Annotated in this window: 21 protein-coding genes and 2 pseudogenes; 12 read left to right on the plus strand and 11 right to left on the minus strand. The window is 72.8% G+C overall.

Annotated features, from left to right (window positions below; genetic code table 11):
* Both ABZV94_RS32615 and ABZV94_RS32620 read right to left on the minus strand, forming a co-directional pair.
* Window positions 1-456, minus strand: a 456-nt coding sequence (locus ABZV94_RS32615; protein ID WP_356346823.1) for a zf-HC2 domain-containing protein, incomplete at its 3' end; no start/stop codon positions are given.
* 25 nt (window positions 457-481) lie between these two features.
* A complete protein-coding gene (locus ABZV94_RS32620; protein WP_356346825.1) occupies window positions 482-1,099 on the minus strand; it encodes a sigma-70 family RNA polymerase sigma factor in 618 nt (205 codons plus the stop codon).
* Window positions 1,100-1,879: 780 nt separating this feature from the next.
* Here ABZV94_RS32620 and ABZV94_RS32625 point away from each other — a divergent pair.
* Genes ABZV94_RS32625 through ABZV94_RS32640 form a run of 4 tightly spaced genes read left to right on the plus strand, consistent with a single transcriptional unit; the run spans window position 1,880 to window position 3,994 of the window.
* Window positions 1,880-2,188: a cupredoxin family copper-binding protein gene (locus ABZV94_RS32625; protein ID WP_356346828.1), complete on the plus strand. Its 309-nt coding sequence runs from the start codon at window positions 1,880-1,882 to the stop codon at window positions 2,186-2,188.
* Window positions 2,185-3,186: a metallophosphoesterase gene (locus ABZV94_RS32630; protein WP_356346830.1), complete on the plus strand. Its 1,002-nt coding sequence runs from the start codon at window positions 2,185-2,187 to the stop codon at window positions 3,184-3,186. Before ABZV94_RS32625 ends, ABZV94_RS32630 begins: the two co-directional genes overlap by 4 nt.
* Window positions 3,183-3,632 carry a hypothetical protein gene (locus tag ABZV94_RS32635; protein WP_356346832.1) on the plus strand — a complete coding sequence of 150 codons (450 nt, stop codon included), beginning with the start codon at window positions 3,183-3,185 and terminating at the stop codon, window positions 3,630-3,632. The genes ABZV94_RS32630 and ABZV94_RS32635 overlap by 4 nt, the downstream gene beginning before the upstream one ends.
* 20 nt (window positions 3,633-3,652) lie before the next feature.
* Window positions 3,653-3,994: a hypothetical protein gene (locus ABZV94_RS32640; RefSeq protein ID WP_356346834.1), complete on the plus strand. Its 342-nt coding sequence runs from the start codon at window positions 3,653-3,655 to the stop codon at window positions 3,992-3,994.
* Between the two features lie 271 nt (window positions 3,995-4,265).
* On the opposite strand, the gene ABZV94_RS32645 is transcribed toward ABZV94_RS32640, so the two are convergent.
* Window positions 4,266-4,847, minus strand: a complete 582-nt coding sequence (locus ABZV94_RS32645; protein ID WP_356346836.1) for a DoxX family membrane protein — start codon at window positions 4,845-4,847, stop codon at window positions 4,266-4,268.
* A 572-nt stretch (window positions 4,848-5,419) separates the two neighbouring features.
* Here ABZV94_RS32645 and ABZV94_RS32650 point away from each other — a divergent pair.
* Window positions 5,420-5,866, plus strand: a pseudogene (locus ABZV94_RS32650) (ABC transporter substrate-binding protein); the annotation flags it as partial.
* Window positions 5,867-5,925: 59 nt separating this feature from the next.
* On the opposite strand, the gene ABZV94_RS32655 reads toward ABZV94_RS32650, so the two are convergent.
* The 7 genes from ABZV94_RS32655 to ABZV94_RS32685 form a co-directional block, all read right to left on the minus strand.
* The gene (locus ABZV94_RS32655; protein ID WP_356346838.1) at window positions 5,926-6,183 is read right to left on the minus strand and encodes a WhiB family transcriptional regulator; all 258 of its coding nucleotides are present in this window, start codon (window positions 6,181-6,183) and stop codon (window positions 5,926-5,928) included.
* Window positions 6,184-6,271: 88 nt separating this feature from the next.
* A complete protein-coding gene (locus ABZV94_RS32660) occupies window positions 6,272-6,988 on the minus strand; it encodes an alpha/beta hydrolase (RefSeq protein ID WP_356346840.1) in 717 nt (238 codons plus the stop codon).
* A 61-nt stretch (window positions 6,989-7,049) separates the two neighbouring features.
* Window positions 7,050-7,862 (minus strand): helix-turn-helix domain-containing protein, encoded by an 813-nt coding sequence (locus ABZV94_RS32665; protein WP_356346843.1) that lies wholly within the window; start codon window positions 7,860-7,862, stop codon window positions 7,050-7,052.
* Between the two features lie 80 nt (window positions 7,863-7,942).
* Window positions 7,943-8,821 carry an alpha/beta hydrolase gene (locus ABZV94_RS32670; RefSeq protein WP_356346845.1) on the minus strand — a complete coding sequence of 293 codons (879 nt, stop codon included), beginning with the start codon at window positions 8,819-8,821 and terminating at the stop codon, window positions 7,943-7,945.
* A 307-nt stretch (window positions 8,822-9,128) separates the two neighbouring features.
* Complete coding sequence (locus tag ABZV94_RS32675; RefSeq protein ID WP_356346847.1) at window positions 9,129-10,382, minus strand: helix-turn-helix domain-containing protein; 1,254 nt, start codon at window positions 10,380-10,382, stop codon at window positions 9,129-9,131.
* Between the two features lie 362 nt (window positions 10,383-10,744).
* Window positions 10,745-11,035, minus strand: a complete 291-nt coding sequence (locus tag ABZV94_RS32680) for a DUF6355 family natural product biosynthesis protein (protein ID WP_356346849.1) — start codon at window positions 11,033-11,035, stop codon at window positions 10,745-10,747.
* 248 nt (window positions 11,036-11,283) lie between these two features.
* Window positions 11,284-11,883 carry a TetR/AcrR family transcriptional regulator gene (locus ABZV94_RS32685; RefSeq protein ID WP_356346851.1) on the minus strand — a complete coding sequence of 200 codons (600 nt, stop codon included), beginning with the start codon at window positions 11,881-11,883 and terminating at the stop codon, window positions 11,284-11,286.
* Window positions 11,884-12,019: 136 nt separating this feature from the next.
* Between ABZV94_RS32685 and ABZV94_RS32690 the strand changes: the two genes are divergently transcribed.
* The 4 genes from ABZV94_RS32690 to ABZV94_RS32705 all read left to right on the plus strand — a co-directional run bounded on the left by ABZV94_RS32690 (window position 12,020) and on the right by ABZV94_RS32705 (window position 16,160).
* Complete coding sequence (locus ABZV94_RS32690) at window positions 12,020-12,670, plus strand: peroxiredoxin-like family protein (RefSeq protein ID WP_356346853.1); 651 nt, start codon at window positions 12,020-12,022, stop codon at window positions 12,668-12,670.
* 233 nt (window positions 12,671-12,903) lie between these two features.
* Window positions 12,904-14,196 carry a ThuA domain-containing protein gene (locus tag ABZV94_RS32695; protein ID WP_356346856.1) on the plus strand — a complete coding sequence of 431 codons (1,293 nt, stop codon included), beginning with the start codon at window positions 12,904-12,906 and terminating at the stop codon, window positions 14,194-14,196.
* A 239-nt stretch (window positions 14,197-14,435) separates the two neighbouring features.
* Complete coding sequence (locus tag ABZV94_RS32700; protein ID WP_356346858.1) at window positions 14,436-15,224, plus strand: SAM-dependent methyltransferase; 789 nt, start codon at window positions 14,436-14,438, stop codon at window positions 15,222-15,224.
* Window positions 15,225-15,350: 126 nt separating this feature from the next.
* Window positions 15,351-16,160: a maleylpyruvate isomerase family mycothiol-dependent enzyme gene (locus ABZV94_RS32705; protein ID WP_356346859.1), complete on the plus strand. Its 810-nt coding sequence runs from the start codon at window positions 15,351-15,353 to the stop codon at window positions 16,158-16,160.
* Between the two features lie 32 nt (window positions 16,161-16,192).
* On the opposite strand, the gene ABZV94_RS32710 is transcribed toward ABZV94_RS32705, so the two are convergent.
* A complete protein-coding gene (locus ABZV94_RS32710; RefSeq protein WP_356346862.1) occupies window positions 16,193-17,293 on the minus strand; it encodes a PP2C family protein-serine/threonine phosphatase in 1,101 nt (366 codons plus the stop codon).
* 284 nt (window positions 17,294-17,577) lie between these two features.
* On the opposite strand from ABZV94_RS32710, the gene ABZV94_RS32715 reads away from it, so the two are divergent.
* From ABZV94_RS32715 to ABZV94_RS32725, 3 genes and pseudogenes are all read left to right on the plus strand, one after another.
* Entirely contained in the window at window positions 17,578-18,294 is a 717-nt protein-coding gene (locus ABZV94_RS32715) for an FCD domain-containing protein (protein WP_356346865.1), read from the plus strand.
* On the plus strand, window positions 18,291-19,700 hold the full coding sequence (locus ABZV94_RS32720) for a tocopherol cyclase family protein (protein ID WP_356346867.1): 1,410 nt from the start codon (window positions 18,291-18,293) through the stop codon (window positions 19,698-19,700). The genes ABZV94_RS32715 and ABZV94_RS32720 overlap by 4 nt, the downstream gene beginning before the upstream one ends.
* Window positions 19,697-19,921: pseudogene (locus tag ABZV94_RS32725) on the plus strand (hypothetical protein); the annotation flags it as partial. The gene ABZV94_RS32720 and the pseudogene ABZV94_RS32725, both read left to right, overlap by 4 nt.

A 19,921-nucleotide genomic window follows, 5' to 3' on the forward strand; every position in this document is an offset into this window, starting at 1 on the left:
GGCGGCCAGCCATGCGCCGCCGGCCGCCGCGGCGGCGAGCACCACGGAGGCGGCGGCTCCGGCCAGTTGCAGGCGCCGGGTCTTGCGGCGCCGGGTAGCGGCCTGCTGGAGCAGTCTCTCCAGCACACCTCTCTCCGGCGTCCGCGGTGTCACGGGGACGGTGGGTACGGCGGGCGCCGCGGGCTCTTCGGGTGAAGGGCCGCGCACGGTTTCGCCCGCCCGCGCCACGAGCCGGTCGGCCAGATCCCCGTCGGCCGTCGGCACCGTACGCCCCGAGACCTCCGCCAGGGTCACCGTCGCCAGCAACGCGGGCAGACCCGCCAGCCGGGCGTGCTCCGCCTGGCACTCGGCGCACTGCGCGAGGTGCGCACGCACCGGCTCCGCTTCCTCCGGTGGCAGGATGCCCAGGACGTACGCTCCGAGCGCCAGCCGGAGGTCGTCGTGCTCCGCACTCACGGTCGCCACCTCCCGCACGCCCCTGTCATGGCTCGATCCCGCGTTCCTGCAACGCCAGCCGCAGGGCGTGCAGGGCGTAGTACGTCCGCGACTTCACGGTGCCCAGCGGGATGCCCAGCACGCGTGCGGCCTCCGCCATGGTCCGGCCCCGGTAGTAGGTCTCCAGCAGGACGGCGCGGTGGTCCGGGGAGAGCGAGCGGACGGCGTCGGCGACGGCCCAGCTCTGCAGTGCCTGATCGATCTCGTCCTCGCCCTGGCTCTGCTCGGCGGCCCGCTCCAGGGCCTCGCCGCCGGTCTCGGCCGGCCTCGCCTGCCGGGCCCGGTGGGCGTCGATGACCAGGCGCCGGGCGACCGTGCACAGCCACGCCCGGGCCGGGCCGCGTGCGGGGTCGAACGCGGCGGGGTGCTGCCATGCCCGGAGCAGTGTCTCCTGCACCACGTCCTCCGCCCATTGCCGGTCTCCCGAGGTCAGCCGCAGTACGTAGTGGAACAGAGGTCCCGCGTGCTCGGCGTACAGCGTGCGCAGCAGATCCTCGTCCGCGGTCGAAAGGGTCCCTTTACCAGGTACACGGTCTGCGGAGCGATCCGGACGGGTCCGCGGGCCACGTTTTTGGTTCCAGGGCATGAGTCGATCGTCGCGCATATGTACGTCTTTGTCCTGTAGTGCACGGAAGGTGCAGGTTGCGCTGAGCGGGCCTCGCGGGCGCGGCGCCCCTTGCGGACCGTGCGGCGCCGCCGGCACTCACCGTGCGTGACATCCGGAACCGGGCTGACCTGCGGCGATACCGATTTCTCCAGGAAAGGTGCGTTCCTGTCGAACCGTGCGGCCCCCGCCGTCCGTGAAGCCGGACAAGAGCCGACTCCGGCGCGATGCCTCACCTGTTCCCCGCGGCAGAGGAGGGGGCAGAGGTGGCCGGCACACGCCACGCGACGGAGGCGCTCCCGGCGCCGTACACCCTGCCCGCGTCCGCACCTTCGTGGTGCGCAGAGGCGCAAGTGCGGCGCGGGGCACGTCGAGGCGAGCGGCGCGCACGGGGTAGCAGCACCCCTGCTCGTCCGCCGGCCGGCCGGTGAGGGGCAACGCCCACGAACACGGCATCCACCACACATTCGCGCGGGCGCGCGCGCCGAGCCGGCGCGGTCCACGCCCCCGCCTGACCAACGAGGAACGGACACCATGTACCTGAACCTTCGCGCGCCGGGCCGCCGGTCACGCGCCGCGGCCGGGATGGCCGCCGTCATCGTCGCCACCGGCGGCGCTCTGGGGCTGCTCAGCGCATGCGGCCAGTCGTCGCACTCCCCGGCATCCGGAGCCGGAGCCCTCACACCTGGCCCGGGTCAGCACCGGATGGCAGGGATGCCCGGCGCCACGGGGCCGGGGGGCGCGGCGGGCTCCGCTCCCGGCGCCTCGCCGATGCCGAGCATGAGCATGCCCATGAGTCCCTCGGCCAAGGCCGCGCAGGCCGCGCCGGTCACCGGCAACGCGGTGGCGATCAAGAACTTCGCGTTCTCCCCGGCCAAGCTGAAGATCAAGGTGGGCACGACGGTGACGTGGACCAATCAGGACACCGACGCCCACACCGTCACCAGCACCGGATCGGGCGGCCCGTTGCGTTCGGCCGCCCTGGCCACCCACGCCACCTACCGCCACACGTTCACCAAGCCCGGCACCTACGCCTACCTCTGCACCATCCATCCCTTCATGACCGCCACCGTGGAGGTGACCCGATGACCGGCCACTGGAACAGCCACGACGGAGCACCGGCCGACGACACCGGCCGGCCCGGCACCGAGCACGGCATGACCCGGCGTCAACTCATGCGGCACACCGCGTGGTTCGGAGGCGCCGTGGTGCTCACCGTAGCCGGTGGCCAGGTGGTCAGCCGGATCGCCGACGCCCGGGAAGGCACCCCCCAGGGCCTCGCCGGGGCCGCCGCCGCGGACAGCGGGGCGCTGCGGTTCGTGCAGGTCTCCGACAGCCACATCGGGTTCCAGGGCCCGGCCAACACGGATGTGGCCGGCTCGTTCTCCGAGGCGATCCACCAGGTCAACACGCTCGGCTTCCGGCCCGACTTCGTGATGCACAGCGGCGACCTGACCCACCTGTCCACGGCCGAGCAGTTCGACCAGGTCAAGCAGATGATGACCGGGATGCGGACGGACCGCGTCTTCACCGTGCCGGGCGAGCACGACTCCATCGGCGACGCGGGCCGCGCCTACCGGCGGACCTTCGGCACGGGCACGCTCGGCGACGGCTGGTACAGCTTCGACACCCACGGCGTGCACTTCATCGCCCTGGTCAACACCCTGAGCCTGGAGAAGCTCGGCCACCTCGGCAACGCCCAGATCGACTTCGTCCGCAAGGACGTCGCCGGACTGCCGTCGGACACCCCCATCGTCGTGTTCAGCCACATCCCGCTGTTCGCCATGTACCCGCGGTGGGGCTGGAGCACGGACGACGCCCTCAAGGTCATCGCCCTCCTGCGCCGCTTCTCCTCCGTCACCTGCCTCAACGGGCACGTCCACCAGCTCTTCACCAAGACGGAGGGCAACATCACCTTCCACTCCGCCACCACCACCGCCTACCCCCTGCCCCACCCGGGCCGCGCTCCCGCCCCCACCCCGCAGGTCCTCCCCGCCCGGCAGCTCAAGCAGGCACTCGGTATCCGCACCGTCGGCTACCGGCGGGGCGAGCGCGAACTGGCCGTCACGGACCGGAGGCTCACATGAACACCCGAAGACTCCTCGCGCCCGCCCTGCGGTCGGCGACCGCCGCTACCCTGGCCGCGGGCGGATACCTCCACGCCCAGCTCTACATCGACGGCTACCGCTTCATCCCCGTCATCGGGCCGCTGTTCCTCCTCCAGGCCGGCGCTTCCCTCGCCCTCGCCGTCCTGCTGCTGATCGGAACACCACCCCTGCTGCTGAGGATCGCCGCGGCAGGCGTCGCGCTCGGCGCTCTCGGCGGCTTCGCCGCTTCGCGGACCGTCGGAGTGTTCGGATTCACCGAGCACGGTCTGCGACCCGCGCCCCAAGCCGTCCTCAGCCTCCTCGCCGAAACCGGCACGCTGCTGCTCCTCGCCGTCTGGCAACTGACCCTGGCCGGACGCCCCCGCGTCGCCCGGCCCCCCGTCGCGACGGACGCCTGGGCCGCCACCCGCACCCCACCCGGCTGAACCACCCGAGGGACACCCCCATGTACCTGCAACCCCGCCCAGGGATCGCCTGGCCGAGCCCGCGCCTGCGTGAACTGAACAACGCCGTACGCGCCCTGCTCGACCTGGACGACGACACAGCCGTCGTCATCCGCCAGCTCATCCGTGGCCAGGCCGGCCGTTCCCGGCCGGAAACGGTCGTCGCGGTGCTGCCCATGGAGGGCGAGCCCCGCCGCTGGGTGCTCCACCGCTCCGCCGAGCAGATCACCGAGCACGAGCTGCGAGCCGCCCTCCTCGGCCACGGGCCGCGCCGACCGGCACCCGTCTGTCCCGAAGACCGCGAACACCGCGCGGTGAAGGGTGACGGGTGGCGGCGCCGGTGAGCGACTGAGCCGCCCCGCCGCCTTCGCGCCGGTTGCACGCATGTGCACCGGCGTGCGGCATGCCTCCGCTACGACGGCCCGGTCGGCCGGGACATCGCCCATCGCCCGGTCCGCCCGCGAGGACGTGGACGGGGTGGGCGTGAGGGTGACAGCGAGGCGGCTCGGCTCGGGCCAGGTGCCACCCTCCTTCGGACCAGGCCGGATCAGGCCGCGGCGTCCGGCCATCGGGGCACCTCCGGCGCAACCCCGTGGACGCCGAGTGAGATCACGGCTAGACGCTGAGTGAGATCAGGGCCCCGACGCCGCCCAGGCCGAGCGCGACGGCGGCCTCCGCCCAGCCGCCCCTGCCCCAGCGGAAGAAGCGGTCGGCGGCCAGCCGGCCGGGGCCGACGGCCGCGACGGCCAGGGCGGCGACAGCGATCGCCACGTTGTACTCCACACCGCCGTCCGTGTCCCACAGGCCGTGGGCGGCGGTGACCGTGACCATCGCGTTGATCATGACGCCGATGAGAGCGGCGGCGGCCAGCGGTGTGAGCAGTCCCAGGGCGAGGCCGAGACCGCCGAGCAGCTCTGACAGGCCCCCGATCACGGCGAACAGCTTTCCCGGTCGGTAGCCCAGGGCCTCGAAGGCCTTGCCGGTCGCGCTCAGGCCGCCACCGCCGAAGAGACCGAAGACCTTCTGCGCGCCGTGCCCGGCCATGAACAGGCCGAACGTCAGCCGGAGGAGCAGCAGACCGCAATCGGCCGCGGTCACCGCCGGCCCGGTGGTGGTCGCGGCGGGCGCCGTGCCGGTGGGGTGCCCCGCCGGCTGCGCGGAACGAGGAGAGCGGTTCAGGATGTGTTTGATCAGCATGGCAATGCTCCGGTTGGAACGCCGGAACGGGCGTTTCCCCCAGCTCGGGCAGATGCCGAGCAACCGGTGACGGGTGGGTGCGCACGCCGTACGGCATCACAGAGCACGCACGCCTCACAAGCGATCCTTGCGGCGCGGGCCGCGTTGTGCATCTGGGGGCCGTCGCCGGGGCGGGTACGGCCGGGGGGTCGGGGGGCCGCCGCGGAGCGGACGCGAGGCGGTTCAGGCGGGCCCGCTCGGCCGCCCGGCGGGGCCGTCGTACGGGCGTGCTCCGGCGTTCTCCGTCGTCGCGCCGGTCCAGCCGGGGTGTCGCCGCCGCGCCGGGCAGGACGCGCGCTGCGGCGTTCGCGCGCACGCCGGGATGATCGAAGGCTGTCTCGCCCCGGCCCGCTGCCCGGCGGTGCTCCGGCGTGACCCTTTCCCCCGCTGCGCGGCCCCGGAGCCAGCGGCCCGGTCGGGCCCGTGGGCCGGACGGCGGGTGGCGGGTGGCGGGTGCCGGTCGTGGCGCATCGGGGAGGCCCGTGAACGGCAGACCCGGCCGGACGGGCGTCACGCCATCGTGCGTGTGTTTCGGGCAGAAGATCAAGGCGACGGACACCGACCTGTCCGCACAGGTCTCCGCGCTGCGCAAGGAGGGGGTGAAGGCTCTCCTGATCAGCGCGGGCCCGCGCAGACGGCGTCCCTCGTCGTTGTCCCCGCCTCCCGCGGCCCCGTGGACTCGGGTGTGCTGTCCGGCTACAACGCCGCCGAACTGCTCGGCGCCGACCTGAAGAAGGCCTGCGCCGCGGGGAGCCTCGCCCGCGAGGACGTCGTGAAGGCGCACCGCTCGCAGCGCGCCGCCGACACCGGTCTCGGCGTCCCGCAGGACTTCTCCGACGTGCACCGTCCAGCGAGCGGCGTGCACGCTCAAGCCCGACGGGGACGCGCCGGGCGGCCTGGTGGGCGCGGAGGACGCACACCGGATACCGGGCGCGGAGGAGCACCTGGCCGATCGCGCATCGGCGTCGCCGGCGGGGTGATGCCCGGTCTCCGGTCCGGCCCCGACCAGGCGGCGGGGTTCGGTTCAGGGCGTCCGGCGTCACGGGGTGGCGCGGCGTTCGGCTTCCGTGCGACCGCCCCACACGCCGTAGCGCTGGCCGGACGCCGCGGCGAAGCCGGCGCACGGCACGCGCACCGGGCAGTACCGGCAGATCTCCTGCGCTTTCTGCTCGCGCCGGCGCCGCGCGGAGCCCCGTTCACCGGGCGGTGAGAAGAACACCGAGCTGTCCATGCCCCGGCAGGCGGCCTCGGCCTGCCATTCCCACGTCCGCAGAAGCGGCTTGAGCTGTGTCGTCATCGGCTGGTCCTTCCTTTTCGGCTGCGTGGTGATCCCAGGGGGTCCGTGGGGGGGCGTGGGGGGGTCGTGGGGGCGGACGTGGGCCGGGTCAGCTCACCGCGTGGACGGCGTCGCGGATGAGCCGGGTCACGGCCGTGGGCTGCGAGAGGGGGACGGCGTGCGAGGCACCCTCGATCTCGACCACGCCCGCTCCGGCCCGCGCGGCACCGAAGCGCTCCACCTCCGGAGCGATCACCCGGTCCGCGCCGGCCACCAGGGCCCACGAGGGTCTGGTCCGCCAGGCGGCGGCCGTGGCCTTCTCCTCCAAGGCGGCGAGGGCCAGCGGGCGTTGGCAGGAGGCGAGCACCCTGGCGACCGGGGCGGAGACATCGGCGGCGAACACCGTCGGGAACGCCTCGACGTCGAGGGTGACCTCGGTGCCCTCACCGCCACCGGGAACGGGATAGCTCCACCGCTGGAGGTCGACCGCCGCCTCGGCGGCCGGAAATCCGGCCTGCAGTTCGCCGAGGCTCTCCCCCTCCTCCAGGACGTGGGCGGCGATGTAGACCAGGGCGGCGACGTTGTCGGCGGTGCCCGCCACGGTGATCACGGCGCCGCCGTAGGAGTGCCCGGCCAGCACGACAGGGCCGTCGATCTGAGCGGCCACCGACGCGATGTGCGCGGCGTCGGCCGCGAGGCCGCGCAGCGGATTCGGCGGGGCGACGACCGGGATGCCGTGGCGGTGCAACTCGGCGACGACGCCGAACCAGATCGCCGTGTCGGCGAACCCTCCGTGGACCAGGACGACGGTGGGGGTGGCGGGCATGGGGTTCCTTCCCGGTTCACGGGTGTGCCGACGGCGGGGCGGGCGCCTGCGTGGGGGCGGCTCAGGCGTCGCAGGACGCGCTGGCCTGCCACTCCTTGGGGGTGATGCCGTACGTCTGCCGGAAGAGGCGGCTGAAGTGGGAGGGGCTGGCGAAGCCCCAGCTGTGGGCGACGGCGGCCACGGTACGGCGCCGCGCGCGCAGTTCGGCACGGCAGGCGTCGAGTCTGCGCTGCCGTATCCAGGCGCTCACGGTGGTGCCGCGGGACTGGAAGAGCTTGTGCAGGTAGCGCACCGAGATGTGGTGTGCCCGGGCGATCGACTCGGGTGCGAGGTCCGGGTCCATGAGGTTGTCCTGGATGTGCTGCTGGATCCGGGTCAGCATCTCGTGGCTGCCGGGGGCGGCGCGCCGTCCGCGCGTCTGAAGGACGTCCCCGACGAGGAGGGCCACCAGGTCGGCCGTGTTCAGGGCGAGGCGACGGCCGCCGGCCAGGCGTTGGTGGCGCGGCGTTCCGGCGAGGGCGGTCAGGAACTGCGAGACCAGCGACGCCAGGCCGCTGCGACCGCTGAGGCGGGTGTGCGAGACCTCGCGCAGGTCGGCCGCCGAGGCGTCCAGCAGGCACAGGGGGATCCGGAAGAGGGCCAGATCGCCGCTGCGGGACAGCAGGCCGGGGTGGAAGGCGGCGCCGATGACGAAGTCGCCGGGTTCCAGCCGCAGGGGGGAATCGTCCGGGAAATGCACCGTGTCGTCGGAGACGTTGACGGCCAGACAGAGGTGGTCGTCGTCGCCGGCGGTCGGCCAGGGCAGGTCGATGAAAGAGCCTGCGTCATTTCCCGGGTCTGTGCCGGACGGCTCGTGTGCGAAAGTTTCGGGCATGGCGGGGGTGATCGACCGGGTCACATCGGGCTCCCGTCGTTTCCTTTGCGTTGTTCGGTTGTTCGGAATGGAAGCCGGATTCAGGCGTTCACGTCCGCGTGATGCGCCGGATCCGGCTGCTCGGAGAGGAATGCGCCGACGACGTCGTTGAAAGCCGGCGGATTCTCCAGGAAGGGAAAGTGCGAGTTGGCCACCGTGGTCGGGAAGACATGGAGCCGTGCGCCCGGGATCCGCTGGGCGACGAACCGCTGCGACCGCGGGTGGACGTGGCTGCCGTCGCATCCGATGACCAGCGTCGGCACGTCGATGCGGGGCAGCACGTCACGCCAGTCCTGGGCGCAGTGGTCGAAGAGCAGGGGCACCGCCGCGTACGCGGGGGTGACGCTGATCTGCTCGGCCACGAAGGAGAGGATCCCGGGGTCGGGGTCACCGGAGAACATGCCGCGGACGAACTCGTAGCGTGCCTGTTCACCGCCCGGACCGGCGAGTTCCGCGCCGAGCGCGACCAGACCGGCCACGTCGAAGATGGCGCCGGACTGCCGTTGCTCCTCGACCGACATCCACGGCACGGCGGCGACGGCCGCGGGCTGGTCGACGGCGACGAGACGCCGGATACGGCCGGTGCCGTACTGGTCGACGAAGCTCCACCACACCGAGGCCCCCATCGACCAGCCCAGGGCGTCGAACCGGTCGAGCCCCAGGTGGTCGACAAGGTCCCGCACATCGGCCGCGAAACGGGCGATGCGGTAACCGTGGTGCGGTTTGTCGGACACCCCGTGCCCCCGGAAATCGAGGGTGATGACGCGGCGCGCGGGGGAAAGTCCCCGCAGCTGGTGGCGGAACATCTCCTGCGTCTGTCCCCAGCCGTGGAGCATGACCAGAGGGAATCCCTCTCCCCCGCTGTCCCGGTAGACCAGGCGTACTCCGTCACCGGTCGTCAGCTGCTCCACGGCCCCCATGTCGACTCCTTCTCGCATTCCGCCGCCACGACGTGCTCGGCGGCGGCGGGTTACGCCTTTGTTTCACGGGGCCGGCCTCAGGTCGGCTTCCGCATACGGGAATTCTGTGCCACCCGGCCTTTGGCGCACCACCGCGCTCCGTAGTGATCGGCCGGCGATATCTTCGTCATTCTGTAGGGGGCCGGTACCGCACCCCGGCGCCGCGTAGTGATCGGCGGGCGCGCATTCCGTCATTCCGTGGGGCGGTCCCGGTTCCGCCCGGACACCGGCACCGTCCGGCGCTCCCGTGCACCGGGAGGCGACCCGCTCATCCGGCGGCCTGGGCGTCGGTCTGAGCGCGCAGCAGTTCGAGGGTGCGCAGGCCGAGGTGCAGGACCAGCCGGTCACCGCCGCTGTCCAGGTCGAGGCCGGTGATCTCCTGGATCTGACGCAGCCGGTAGTACAGGGATGTGCGGTGGATCCGCAGGGCTTCGGCCGTGCGCGGGATCGACCCGGCGTGTTCGAGGAAGCACCGCAGCGTCTCCTCCAGCCGCGGGCCGCCGGGGCTGTCCAGCAGCAGGCGGAGCGGCGTGGGCAGCAGGGACGGCGTCAGTGCGTGGTCGGGTACGTGGAGGAGTACGGCGAGTTCGCCCAGGGACTCCCATGCGCCGACGCCCTTGAGGTGGGGCAGCCGGCGCGCGGCGCGGGCCGCGACCAGGGCCTGCGCGTGCGAGGTCCAGGCGTCGGCCAGCCCGTCGTGGGTGCCGCCGATACCGAGGACGGGGGCCGCCGAGGCGTCCAGGTAGGCGGCGAGGTCCTCCCGGACCACCGTGGCCTGGTCCGCCAGTTCCTGTGCGCTGAGCGGCCGGTCCGAGACCTGGAGGAGGACGGCGCCGTCCGGCGTGGCGGCCATGACGCCGTCCGCCGAGCGGGTGCGTACGAACCGCTCCAGGGACGCGCGCAGGGCGATCTCCACCTGCCCCGGCGGCTCCACCGAGCGGGAGACCTGGACGACGCTCACCACCGCGTGCGGGGCGTCGGGCAGAACGCCGCCGTCCAGGATCTGCCGACGCGCCGCCGCGCGGGCCGCCTCACCGGCGCCGAAGAGGGACTGCAGCGTCTCGTGCAGGTCCACCTCGCCCGCGGTGGCGGCCAGTTGGTCCGCGCGGAGCTGGGCGGTGATCGACGGCACCGCCTGCGCGATGCTGTCGGTCTCCTCGGGGGTGAGCGTTCCGTCCGGCGCGACGACCATCAGCAGGCCGAGCAGTTCGCCGCGCTCGCGCAGGGGGACGCAGTAGCGGGTGAGCAGCCCCAGATCGTCGCGGCCCCGGAGGAAGCCCGGCTTCGTCCAGCGGGCCACGCCCTGGTCGAGGACGTACCGGATGGCGACGTCGTCGGCCCGGCCCCGCAGCAGGCTGCGTATGCGGACCGGGTCCTCGTCGCCGAAGTGCTGGCTGGAGCAGATCAGCCGGACCAGGGGGTCGTCGACGACCACGGAGCGCCGCAGCCGTTCCGCGAGTTCCTCGATCAGTTCCTGCAGCGCGTCGCTGCCCACCCGCACGCGCAGTCGCCGCTCGCCCATGACGTCTCCCTCCCTCTGACTCGGCCTTTCTACAAGCCGTGAAAGGAGGGGCTCAAATGTTCAACAAGATGCGGACGGCCCTGCCGGAGGCCCGGGACCGGCCCGATGGAGGCGCGTACGGAGGGGTACGGACGCGTCGGCGGCCCGCCGGGGCGGGAAAACGCCGGGCGCTTTGCCTCACAGCGCACCGCCACGGGCTCCCGAGCGCACGGATGGGCCGCCGAGCTTGCCGCGGCGGGTCCGACGGCACTCGCGCAAGAGTGCACGCACAGCACAGTTCCTGTGCACGCGGAGCACAGACCGGGGAAGCCCCTGGGCGGACGGGACGGCCCCGGTCGGCGGCGGGAGCGACGCGCCCGGCGTCAGCAGGTGCGGCCCGCGTAGTGGGCGCCCTGGATCTTGGTGGCGGAGCCCAGCCAGCTCCTGCCCGGGCCCACGCACCGCTCGTAGTCGGGGGCCAGGGCCACCTCGACCTTGATGACCACGTGGGAGCCGTCGGAGGTGCAGTGGTTGTAGTAGGCGTCGGAGCCGGTCTCGTAGAAGCCGCAGGGATCGGCGGCCGCCGGGGTGGCGGTGGCGGTGCCGGCGCCCAGGAAGGCGAACACGAGCGCGAGGGAACCGAGGGTACTGGTGAGCTGACGACGGACACGCACGACGAACTCCTCGTGGGGTGCGGAGGGAAGAAGCTGTGCCGCCGGGGCGGCGGGGCCGTTCGGCCGGGCACGCGCCCATGCTCACGGACGCGGCGGCCCCACGCGCCACCCGCCTCCCGCTTTCACCCGCGGAATCATTTCCTCGCTACGCCGTCCGGGTCATGTGTCTGGACGCGCGCCCGGAACTGGCGTAAGCCGACAGGAGAAGCGGGGCCGGCGTGAGCCGACAGAGGAAACGGCGTCCCTGCTCAGGCCGCGGATCGCCGGCCGATCGAGTCCAGTGCCGCGGTCACCGTCCTCCTCAGCGCCTCGGCGTCGGCGCCCGCGCGGGAGCGGAGGTTCACGCCGTAGGCGAGCAGCGCCAGCAGATCGGCCGCGGCTGCCGGATCGGCCCCTGCGGCGAGCTGCCCCTGGTCCTCGGCCGCGACGAGCGCGGCGTACATCGCGTCCCGCAGCTCCTGGTGGTGCCGGTCGAGGAGGGTGCGGACGCCGGGGTCGCCGTTCTCGGCACCGGCGTGGGCGTTGGAGACCATGCAGCCCCAGCGGGCGTACTCGCCCGAACAGCGTGTATCGACCAGGCCGTCGAAGAAGTCCGCGACGGCGGGCAGTCCACGGCCGTCCCGCGCGAGCCGACGGAACATGGGCGCGCTCCGCCGCTCCACGTAGCGGCGGAGCGCGGCGAGATACAGCTCCTGCTTGCCGCCGAAGGTGGCGTACAGGCTGGAGCGGTTGAGGCCGGTCGCGGTCACGACGTCCTGGATCCCGGTCGTGGCCACGCCCTGCTTCCAGAACAGCCGCACCACGGTGTCCAGGACCGTGTCCGGGTCGAAGTGCTTGATGTCGGCCATGTGTCACCTCGCCGTCTTGAACCGACGCTTCTTGTGGTGACACTATCTTGGAACGAGCGTTTCAAGAAAGGTGACGGCGCATCACCGTGCGGCCCGCCGTCGCCTCCGGGCAGTTCACCGAGAGCGAGGACACCAGATGACCGGCCTCAACACCGAACTACGCGCCTTCTACGCGGCCCGCCAGGAGCAGATCCCGGCCGAGGTGCGGGAGGTGATGCTGCGGGCCGGCCAGGAGCTGGCCGAATCCGGGCAGACCGACCGCGCCCTCGGCGTCGGCCACCGGGCCCCTCGTTTCCGCCTGCCCTCCGCGACCGGGCGGACGGTGGCCCTGGACGACCTGCTCGCCACGGGCCCCGTGGTCCTGACCTTCTACCGCGGCGCCTGGTGCCCGTACTGCAACATCGCGCTCCGCGCCCTGCAGCAGCACCACAGCGAGATCACCGCGCGGGGCGCCCGGCTCGTCGCCGTCTCCCCCCAGATCCCCGACGAGTCCCTCAGCCTCACCGAGAAGCACGACCTCGCCTTCGACGTCCTCAGCGACATCGGCTCCGACACCGCGAAGCAGTACGGTCTCGCCTTCGACCTCCCCGACGACCTCGCCGCCGTCTACGACGGGCTGGGCTTCGACCTCCAGCGCGTCAACGACGGCCACCCGCGCACCCTGCCACTGCCGGCCACGTACGTGATCGACCCCGCCGGCACCGTCCGCTGGGCCTTCGTGAACACCGACTACACCACCCGCGCCGAACCGGCCGACATCATCGCGGCCCTCGACGCGCTGAACTGACAACCGCCCGCACACCCGCAGGAGCCGCGCCACCGAGGAGGTCGTACCCGGATTCAAGGTTTCAACACGCCACAGGACAAAGGGACTTTGTTGTCGTCATCTCTTGACGAGTATGGTCCAGACCTTTAGGTTCACCGGCCAGCAGCTTCTGCACATGCGACCTGCATGCACCTACATGAACGCCGACGTTCATGCCCGGCCCTTCCCGGGCCCGGCCGAGAAGGGAGCATCGGATGCAACAGGTGAGATCCGGCGCGGCACGCATCCCCATGTGGCTGGCCTTTCTCCTCGCCGCGCTGGTCAGCCTGACAGCGCAGCCACCCGCCCAGGCCGCGCCGGCCGCGGAGCCCTTCCGCGTCCTGGCGCTGTACAACGGCACATGGGACGCCGCACACATCAGCTTCGTCCGCGAGGCCAACCAGTGGTTCCCCCAGCAGGCGGCCGCGAACGGCTTCACCTACACCGCCAGCACCGACTGGGACCTCCTCGCGAACGGCGGTGTCAACAACTACCAGGTGGTCCTCTTCCTCGACGACCTGCCGCAGTCGGCCGCCCAACGCGCGGGCTTCGAGCAGTACATGCGCAATGGCGGCGCCTGGATGGGCTTCCACGTCTCGGCCTTCACCACCGACGCGCAGAGCTGGCCGTGGTACCACAACCAGTTCCTGGGCAGCGGGAACTTCCGCTCGAACACCTGGGGACCGACCACGGCCGTCCTGCGCGTGGAGGACCGCACGCACCCCTCGACGCGGAACCTGCCCGCCACCTTCACGTCGTCGGTGAGCGAGTGGTACAGCTGGTCCAACGACCTGCGCCAGAACCCCGACATCAAGATCCTGGCCTCCATCGACCCCAGCAGCTTCCCGCTCGGCACGGATCCCAACCAGACCTGGTACAGCGGCTACTACCCGATCCTGTGGACGAACACCAAGTACAAGATGCTGTACGCGAACTTCGGCCACAACGCGATGAACTACGACACGAACACGGCCCTGTCGTCCACCTTCGCCAGCGCGACGCAGAACCAGTTCGTCCTGGACGGGCTGAAGTGGCTGGGCGGGGCGGCGTCGTCCCAGCCGCCCACGGACGGCATCTCCGAGACCGCCTGGTACACGCTGCGCAACGCCGGGAACGGCACGTGCGTCGACGCCCGCGCCGCCGGCACGGCCAACGGGACCGTCATCCAGCAGTACACCTGCAACTCCACCACGGCGCAGCAGTTCCAGTTCCGGTCCACCGACAGCGGCTACACGCGCATCGCCGCTCGCGGCAATCCGCAGCAGGTCATCGACGTCGTGGACCGTTCCACGGCCGACAACGCGCCCTTGCAGCTGTGGTCCTACGGCGGAGGCACCAACCAGCAGTGGCTGCCGGTGAAAGAGGCCACCGGTCGCTACCACTTCACCGCCCGGCACAGCGGAAAGTGCCTGACCGCGTCCGGCACGGCCACCGACAGCGTCCAGCTCACCCAGCGGACCTGTGACGGCTCGGGCGCCCAGAGCTTCCAACTGACCGCCCAGCCCTGACCACTCGGCCACCCGCCGCCTTCGACAAGCGGGCCCGTGACCAGGGGGGCGCCGCGATCGGCGTCCCCCTGACGGCGATCGAGCCCAACGTCGTCGGTCAGCACCGGGGCGGGCGGGACGCGTGACCGTGTCCCGCCCGCCCCAACTTCCTTTCGCCGCCTGGCCCGAGGCAGCCCCGGCATACGAGTAGGATGATCGAACACATGGCCTGAACCGCTCACCCGCGCAACGGAGCTGCTATGACGACCGACGCACCGCCGCCCCTGGAGATCGACACCAGCAAGGCGCATCCCGCGCGGGTCTACGACTGGCTGCTGGGCGGCAAGGACAACTACCCGGTCGACGAGGCCGTGGGAGAGCGGCTGCCGGCCGAGGCGCGGGACGCGGCACGGCAGAACCGCCAGTTCATGCACCGAGCCGCCGCCTGGCTCGCCGGACAGGGGATCGACCAGTTCCTGGACATCGGTACGGGCATCCCCACCCCGCCCAACCTCCACCAGATCGTCCAGGAGATCGTGCCGACGGCGAAGGTCGTCTACACCGACAACGACCCGATCGTCCTGCGTCACGCCGAGGCGCTGCTGATCAGCAGCGACGAAGGGGTCACCGACTACATCCAGGCCGATGTGCGCGAGCCGGACTCCATCGTCCGGCACGCCCGCCGGATCCTGGACTTCGACCGGCCGATCGCGCTGTCGCTGATCGCGCTGATGCACTTCGTCACCGACGAGCAGGACGCCCACGGCATCGTCCGCAACCTGGTCGCGACGCTGCCCTCCGGCAGTCACCTGGTGCTGTCGCACGCCGCGTCCGACCTCTATCCGGAACTCGCCGCGCAGGTCACCGCCGAGTACGCCAAGGGCGGCATCCAGCTCGCTTTCCGGTCGCGCCCGGAGGTGGAGCGCTTCTTCGACGGCCTGGACCTCGTGCCGCCCGGCCTGGTGACCGCCACGGAGTGGGGTGCGCCGGAGACGGACACGGCGCCGGAGGGCAGCGGGATCTACGCGGCGGTGGCCCGCATCCCGTGACCGCGGTTCGTGTCGGCGGGGGTACGCCGGCCCGCCGGGCCGATTTGCCTTCGAGTGCGCTCCAGCCCGCACACTGATCACGAGGAGCGGGCCGGCATCCGTGCCAGGGCAGAACGGCGGCAGCAGATGGCAACGACGAGCGGGGCGGGGCATCCCCTGCCGTACGACACCTACCGCGGGGCGATCGAGCGGGAGACCCGTCGGTTCGCCGAGGCGGTGCGGGGCGCCGATCCGGCGGGCGCCGTGCCCGGCTGCCCCGAGTGGACGCTGGCCGATCTCGCCCGGCACGTGGGCACGTTGCAGCGTTGGTTCGGCGCACTGCTGGCCCAGCGCGTGCAGGAGCCTCCGCGCAGCCGCGACGTGGAACTGGGGCTGCCGGACGACCCGGACGCGTACGCCGACTGGGTCGCGGCCGGGGTGCCCGAGGTGGCGGCCGTACTGCGGGACACGGATCCCGACGCGGCGATGTGGGCGTGGGGCGAGGACCGGCACGCGCGGTTCTGGGCCCGTCGGATGCTCTGCGAGACGCTGGTGCACCGGGTGGACGCGGAGCGCGCCGTCGGCCGGGAGCCGGACATCGACCCGGTGCTGGCGGCGGACGGCGTGCAGGAGTTCCTCGTCAACCTGCCCCACGCGGGAGTCTTCGCTCCGGGGGTGACGAAGCTGCGCGGCGACGGCGAGACCATCGCGTTCCGGTGCACGGGACCCGGTGGCGCGGCCGGCGAGGAGTGGCGGGTGCGGCTGGACGCGGACGGCTTCCGGCTGCTGCCGTCGGCCGGCGGCGCCGAACGCGGCCCGGCCACGGTCGCGGTGGGCGGGCAGGCCGCGGATCTCCTGCTGCTGCTCTACAGGCGGCGGTCGTACCAGGAGCCCGTCTTCGACGTCTCCGGGGACGTCACCGTCCTCGACCGCTGGTTCGCGCACACGGCCTTCTGAGCTGCCGGCTGCGGCGGCGCCGTACCCCGTGCTCAGGCGTGCGGTGACACGGGCGGTACGGCCGGTTCGTCGGCGGGGAGGCGGACGGCGAGCGCCGCGATGTCGTCCTGGAGCCGGTCGCCGCTGTACTCCAGCAGGTCGTGGTGGAGCCGCTCCAGGAGCTCCCGGGGCGGCAGGGAGCACCAGGAACGCAGGCGCTGGAGCAGCGGGTAGAAGGAGCCGGCCGCGTCGCGTGTCTCCGTGATGCCGTCCGTGTACAGCAGGAGCTGGTCACCGGGCCGCAAGGAGTAGGCGTCGACGTGGTACGGCTCCCCCAGCAGCACCCCCAGGTTCAACGGCGGCGCCGACCGCCCCCTGTCCAGTTCGCAGACCTCGCCGGAGCGGATGCGGACCGGCGGCGGATGGCCGCAGTTGACGACGCGGATCAGCGGCTCCCCGAGGGGGATCTCCGCGAAGACGGCGGTGACGAACCGCTCGCCCGACTCGCTGCCGCCCAGCAGTGCGGCCCTGCGGTCCATGCTCGTCTCCACCCGGTCGGCCAGCGTGGGCAGATCCGGTTCGTCGTGTGCCGCCTCGCGGAACGCGCCGAGCAGGGCCGCCGCGGTCTCCACCGCGAGCAGCCCCTTGCCCCGCACGTCGCCGATGAGCAGCCGGACGCCGTACCGGGTGGGGACGGCCTCGTACAGGTCGCCGCCGATGCGTGCCTCCGCGTCGGCCGACAGGTACAGGCTCTCCAGGTGGAGATGCCCGATCCGGTGCGGAACCGGACGGAGCAGGACCCGTTGGGCGATGTCGGCCACGAAGCGTACGTCGGCCAGCGTGCGCTCGCGGCGGACGCGGTGGGCGGCCAGGATCGTGCCGAGAACGCCGACCAGTCCGGTGCAGATGTAGGAGGCCACGTAGTGGCGGTCCCACAGGTAGCCGACCTCACGGCCCGCGCAGCACGGAGTGCCGGCGAGCACCCCTTCCAGGACGACGGCGAACACGGTGGCGCCGCCCACGACGACCGGGCCGTGGGCGAAGGCGGCCACGAGCGGCAGGGCGATCAGCACGAAGCTGACCGGCCATTCCACGGGCGTCGCGGGTTCCAGCAGCAGAAGGGCCGCGACGTACAGGACCGGGAGCCATCGCATCCATGCCGGAGGGGCCGACAACCGCGTCCGCGCACCGGCTCCGTCCTCCGGCTCCCGACCGGTATGTCCAGGCTTCGGCATACGTGGTCTTCGCACACGGACTCCTGTCACCGCCACTCGACAAGACGTCCAGCCTGGTGTGCGGGGCCACGGCGCGCCGGTGATTGCTCCACTCAACGGCATGTTCCGTCACGGGCATTGACTCCGCGAGCGGGCATTGGTTGAGTGGCTCAGCCACTGAGCCACTCACTCACCGCAGAACGACTGTGCCGCTGGAGGCCGGGGTGGAAGCACTGCCACGCGAGACGATCGTCGACGTACTGGAGAGGAGGCTGCGCGAGGACATCCTCGCCGGGCGCCACCCGGCCGGAAGCTACCTGCCGCCCGAGCGTGAACTGGCCGACGGCTTCGGGGTCACCCGCACCACCCTGAAGCACGCCTTCGGCCGGCTGGTGCAATCCGGGCTGCTGGAGACGCGCCACGGCGTGGGGACCCGCGTACGGGACTTCCTGCGCCTCGGCGGGGCCGACCTGCTGCCCATGCTCGTGCGCCACAGCCCCGACTGGATCGGTGAGATCTTCGAGGTCCGCCGCAGTATCGGTGCGCTGATCGCGGAGCGTGCCGCGGCCCGCGCCACCGCGGCGGACGTCGCCGGACTGCGCCGGCTGCTGGCGGCCGTCGCCGACGCGGACGGCGGCGACCCCGCGCAGCTGGCGGACGCCGAGGTGCACCGGGCGCTGGCCCGGGCCACGGGCAACCGCGTGTACGTGCTGCTGACCAACACCTTGTTCAACGCGTACCTGCCGGTGCGCGCCGCGCTGGCCGGACCGTTCCAGGACGCCCGGGCCGCGCACGACCGCCTGGCACCGGTCGTCGAGGCCGTGGCGGCCGGCGACCCGGACGCGGCCCGCACCGCCGCCGGGCACTACCTGTCGGCCACGGAACGCATCATGCTCGAAGGGCTCGCGCGCTCCGGCGGGCACCGCAAGGACGCCTCGTGACCCCGCGCGGGACGACGTTCCGGGAGACGATGCTGGGCCGGGTCCGCCTGGCCGACGACGGGGCCGACCGCCGGGTACGACTGGACCTGCTGGCCCGTGCCGACCGCCTGATGCTGCCCCACCGCACGACCCGGGCGCGGCTGACGGGACGGATCCGGATAGCGGGGCGGGCCGACGATCCCGCTGCCGAGGGCGAGTTGGAGATCTCGCCGGTGGCGCGCCGCCGGATCCGCTACCGGCTCGGTTTCGACCTGGAGGGCCGGCGGCTGCTGCTGGACGGCTGGAAGTCGGTGTCCCTCAGACGTCCCCTGTCCTCGATGACCGTTCTGCCGTACACGCTCTACGAGGACGGCGCGCGCGTCGGCGAGGGCACCCTGCGCTTCCCGCTCGCCACCGGCCTGCTTCCCTTCCTCGCCGGGTTCCGCTTCCCGCGTGCGGCCGAGCCCGCCGCGGACCGGTACCTGGCGCCGCGCTGGGACGGCACGCCGGGGCGGACGGAGGTGTGGTACACGACGCTGACCGATCCGGCGACCGGCAGCGGTGTCTGGCTGCATCACGAGCTCGTCGCCCCGCGCGACGGCGGCCCCGCCCACGCGCACGGCTGGGTCGCCGTGTTCCCGAAGGAGGGCCCGGTGGAGCACGCCCGCTTCGGACCCGTTCCCTGGGAGGGCGGTCCGAGGGACGGCTGGACGGGCCGCACGGGCGGCCCGGCCGACGGCTTCGTCGCCGGGGACGTCGCTGTCGCGCCCGGCCGGCTGACCGGCTCGGCCGGGCCGTTCTCCTGGGCGCTCACCGAGGAGTGGCAGGGCCCGCCGCTGCACACGTTCCCCCGCTGGTCCTGGCGGCGCCCCTGGCTGCCGGCCACACACCTGCTGCCCGCCGCCCGGGCCCGCTACAGCGGAACCGTCCGCCACGGCACCCGCGTGCTGCGGCTCACGGACGCGCCCGGCGCCGGCGCCCGCATCTTCGGCCACGGCAACGCCCGCCGCTGGGCCTGGCTCCACGCCGACCTGGGAGGCGGTGACGTCCTGGAGATCGTCGCCGCCGTGTCGATGCGGCGCGGGCTCGACCGGCTGCCTCCCCTGGTGTTCCTGCGCCTGTACCGCAACGGCCGCACCTGGCCCCGGCGGGCGGAGCGGACCGCCGTGGGCTGGGCGGGCATCGGCCTGCCGCGCTGGCGGGTCGAGGGCCGTGCGGGTCTGCGGCGCATCAAGGTGACGGTGACCCAGCCGCCGGACGGGACGCTCGCCCTCGACTACACCGACCCGGACGGTTCCGCCGCCGTGTGCCGCAACAGCGAGCGGGCGGACGCGGAGGTGCGCGTGGAGCGCTGGTGGGGCCGGTGGCGGCCGGAGTCGGCGTGGCGCCTGTCGGGCACCGCGCACGCGGAGGTCGGGGGCCGATGAGCGTGACTCCCCCGGCTCTGACGGGACTCGTGGCCGCGGTGCTCGCCGACGACGGCACGGCCGCGTGGGCCGGCGCCGTACCCCGGCGCGTCACGGCCCTGCTCGACGCCCTGCCGGGGCCGGCAGCGACGAACACGGCGATACGCCACTGGTTGCGGCTGGGCCGCCAGGCCCGCCCGCGCCTGCCCGCCGACTCACGCCTGCGCACGGCACACCTCCCG

The sequence above is a fragment of the Streptomyces sp. NPDC004658 genome, from assembly GCF_040609555.1.
Taxonomy (GTDB): Bacteria; Actinomycetota; Actinomycetes; order Streptomycetales; family Streptomycetaceae; genus Streptomyces.

Excerpts from the sequence above, each read along its gene's own strand:
- ABZV94_RS32620 (WP_356346825.1), bottom strand. The coding sequence starts at position 1,099 with ATGCGCGACGATCGACTCATGCCCTGGAACCAAAAACGTGGCCCGCGG.
- ABZV94_RS32625 (WP_356346828.1), top strand. The coding sequence starts at position 1,880 with ATGAGCATGCCCATGAGTCCCTCGGCCAAGGCCGCGCAGGCCGCGCCG.
- ABZV94_RS32630 (WP_356346830.1), top strand. The coding sequence starts at position 2,185 with ATGACCGGCCACTGGAACAGCCACGACGGAGCACCGGCCGACGACACC.
- ABZV94_RS32635 (WP_356346832.1), top strand. The coding sequence starts at position 3,183 with ATGAACACCCGAAGACTCCTCGCGCCCGCCCTGCGGTCGGCGACCGCC.
- ABZV94_RS32640 (WP_356346834.1), top strand. The coding sequence starts at position 3,653 with ATGTACCTGCAACCCCGCCCAGGGATCGCCTGGCCGAGCCCGCGCCTG.
- ABZV94_RS32645 (WP_356346836.1), bottom strand. The coding sequence starts at position 4,847 with ATGCTGATCAAACACATCCTGAACCGCTCTCCTCGTTCCGCGCAGCCG.
- ABZV94_RS32655 (WP_356346838.1), bottom strand. The coding sequence starts at position 6,183 with ATGACGACACAGCTCAAGCCGCTTCTGCGGACGTGGGAATGGCAGGCC.
- ABZV94_RS32660 (WP_356346840.1), bottom strand. The coding sequence starts at position 6,988 with ATGCCCGCCACCCCCACCGTCGTCCTGGTCCACGGAGGGTTCGCCGAC.
- ABZV94_RS32665 (WP_356346843.1), bottom strand. The coding sequence starts at position 7,862 with ATGCCCGAAACTTTCGCACACGAGCCGTCCGGCACAGACCCGGGAAAT.
- ABZV94_RS32670 (WP_356346845.1), bottom strand. The coding sequence starts at position 8,821 with ATGGGGGCCGTGGAGCAGCTGACGACCGGTGACGGAGTACGCCTGGTC.
- ABZV94_RS32675 (WP_356346847.1), bottom strand. The coding sequence starts at position 10,382 with ATGGGCGAGCGGCGACTGCGCGTGCGGGTGGGCAGCGACGCGCTGCAG.
- ABZV94_RS32685 (WP_356346851.1), bottom strand. The coding sequence starts at position 11,883 with ATGGCCGACATCAAGCACTTCGACCCGGACACGGTCCTGGACACCGTG.
- ABZV94_RS32690 (WP_356346853.1), top strand. The coding sequence starts at position 12,020 with ATGACCGGCCTCAACACCGAACTACGCGCCTTCTACGCGGCCCGCCAG.
- ABZV94_RS32695 (WP_356346856.1), top strand. The coding sequence starts at position 12,904 with ATGCAACAGGTGAGATCCGGCGCGGCACGCATCCCCATGTGGCTGGCC.
- ABZV94_RS32700 (WP_356346858.1), top strand. The coding sequence starts at position 14,436 with ATGACGACCGACGCACCGCCGCCCCTGGAGATCGACACCAGCAAGGCG.
- ABZV94_RS32705 (WP_356346859.1), top strand. The coding sequence starts at position 15,351 with ATGGCAACGACGAGCGGGGCGGGGCATCCCCTGCCGTACGACACCTAC.
- ABZV94_RS32710 (WP_356346862.1), bottom strand. The coding sequence starts at position 17,293 with ATGCGATGGCTCCCGGTCCTGTACGTCGCGGCCCTTCTGCTGCTGGAA.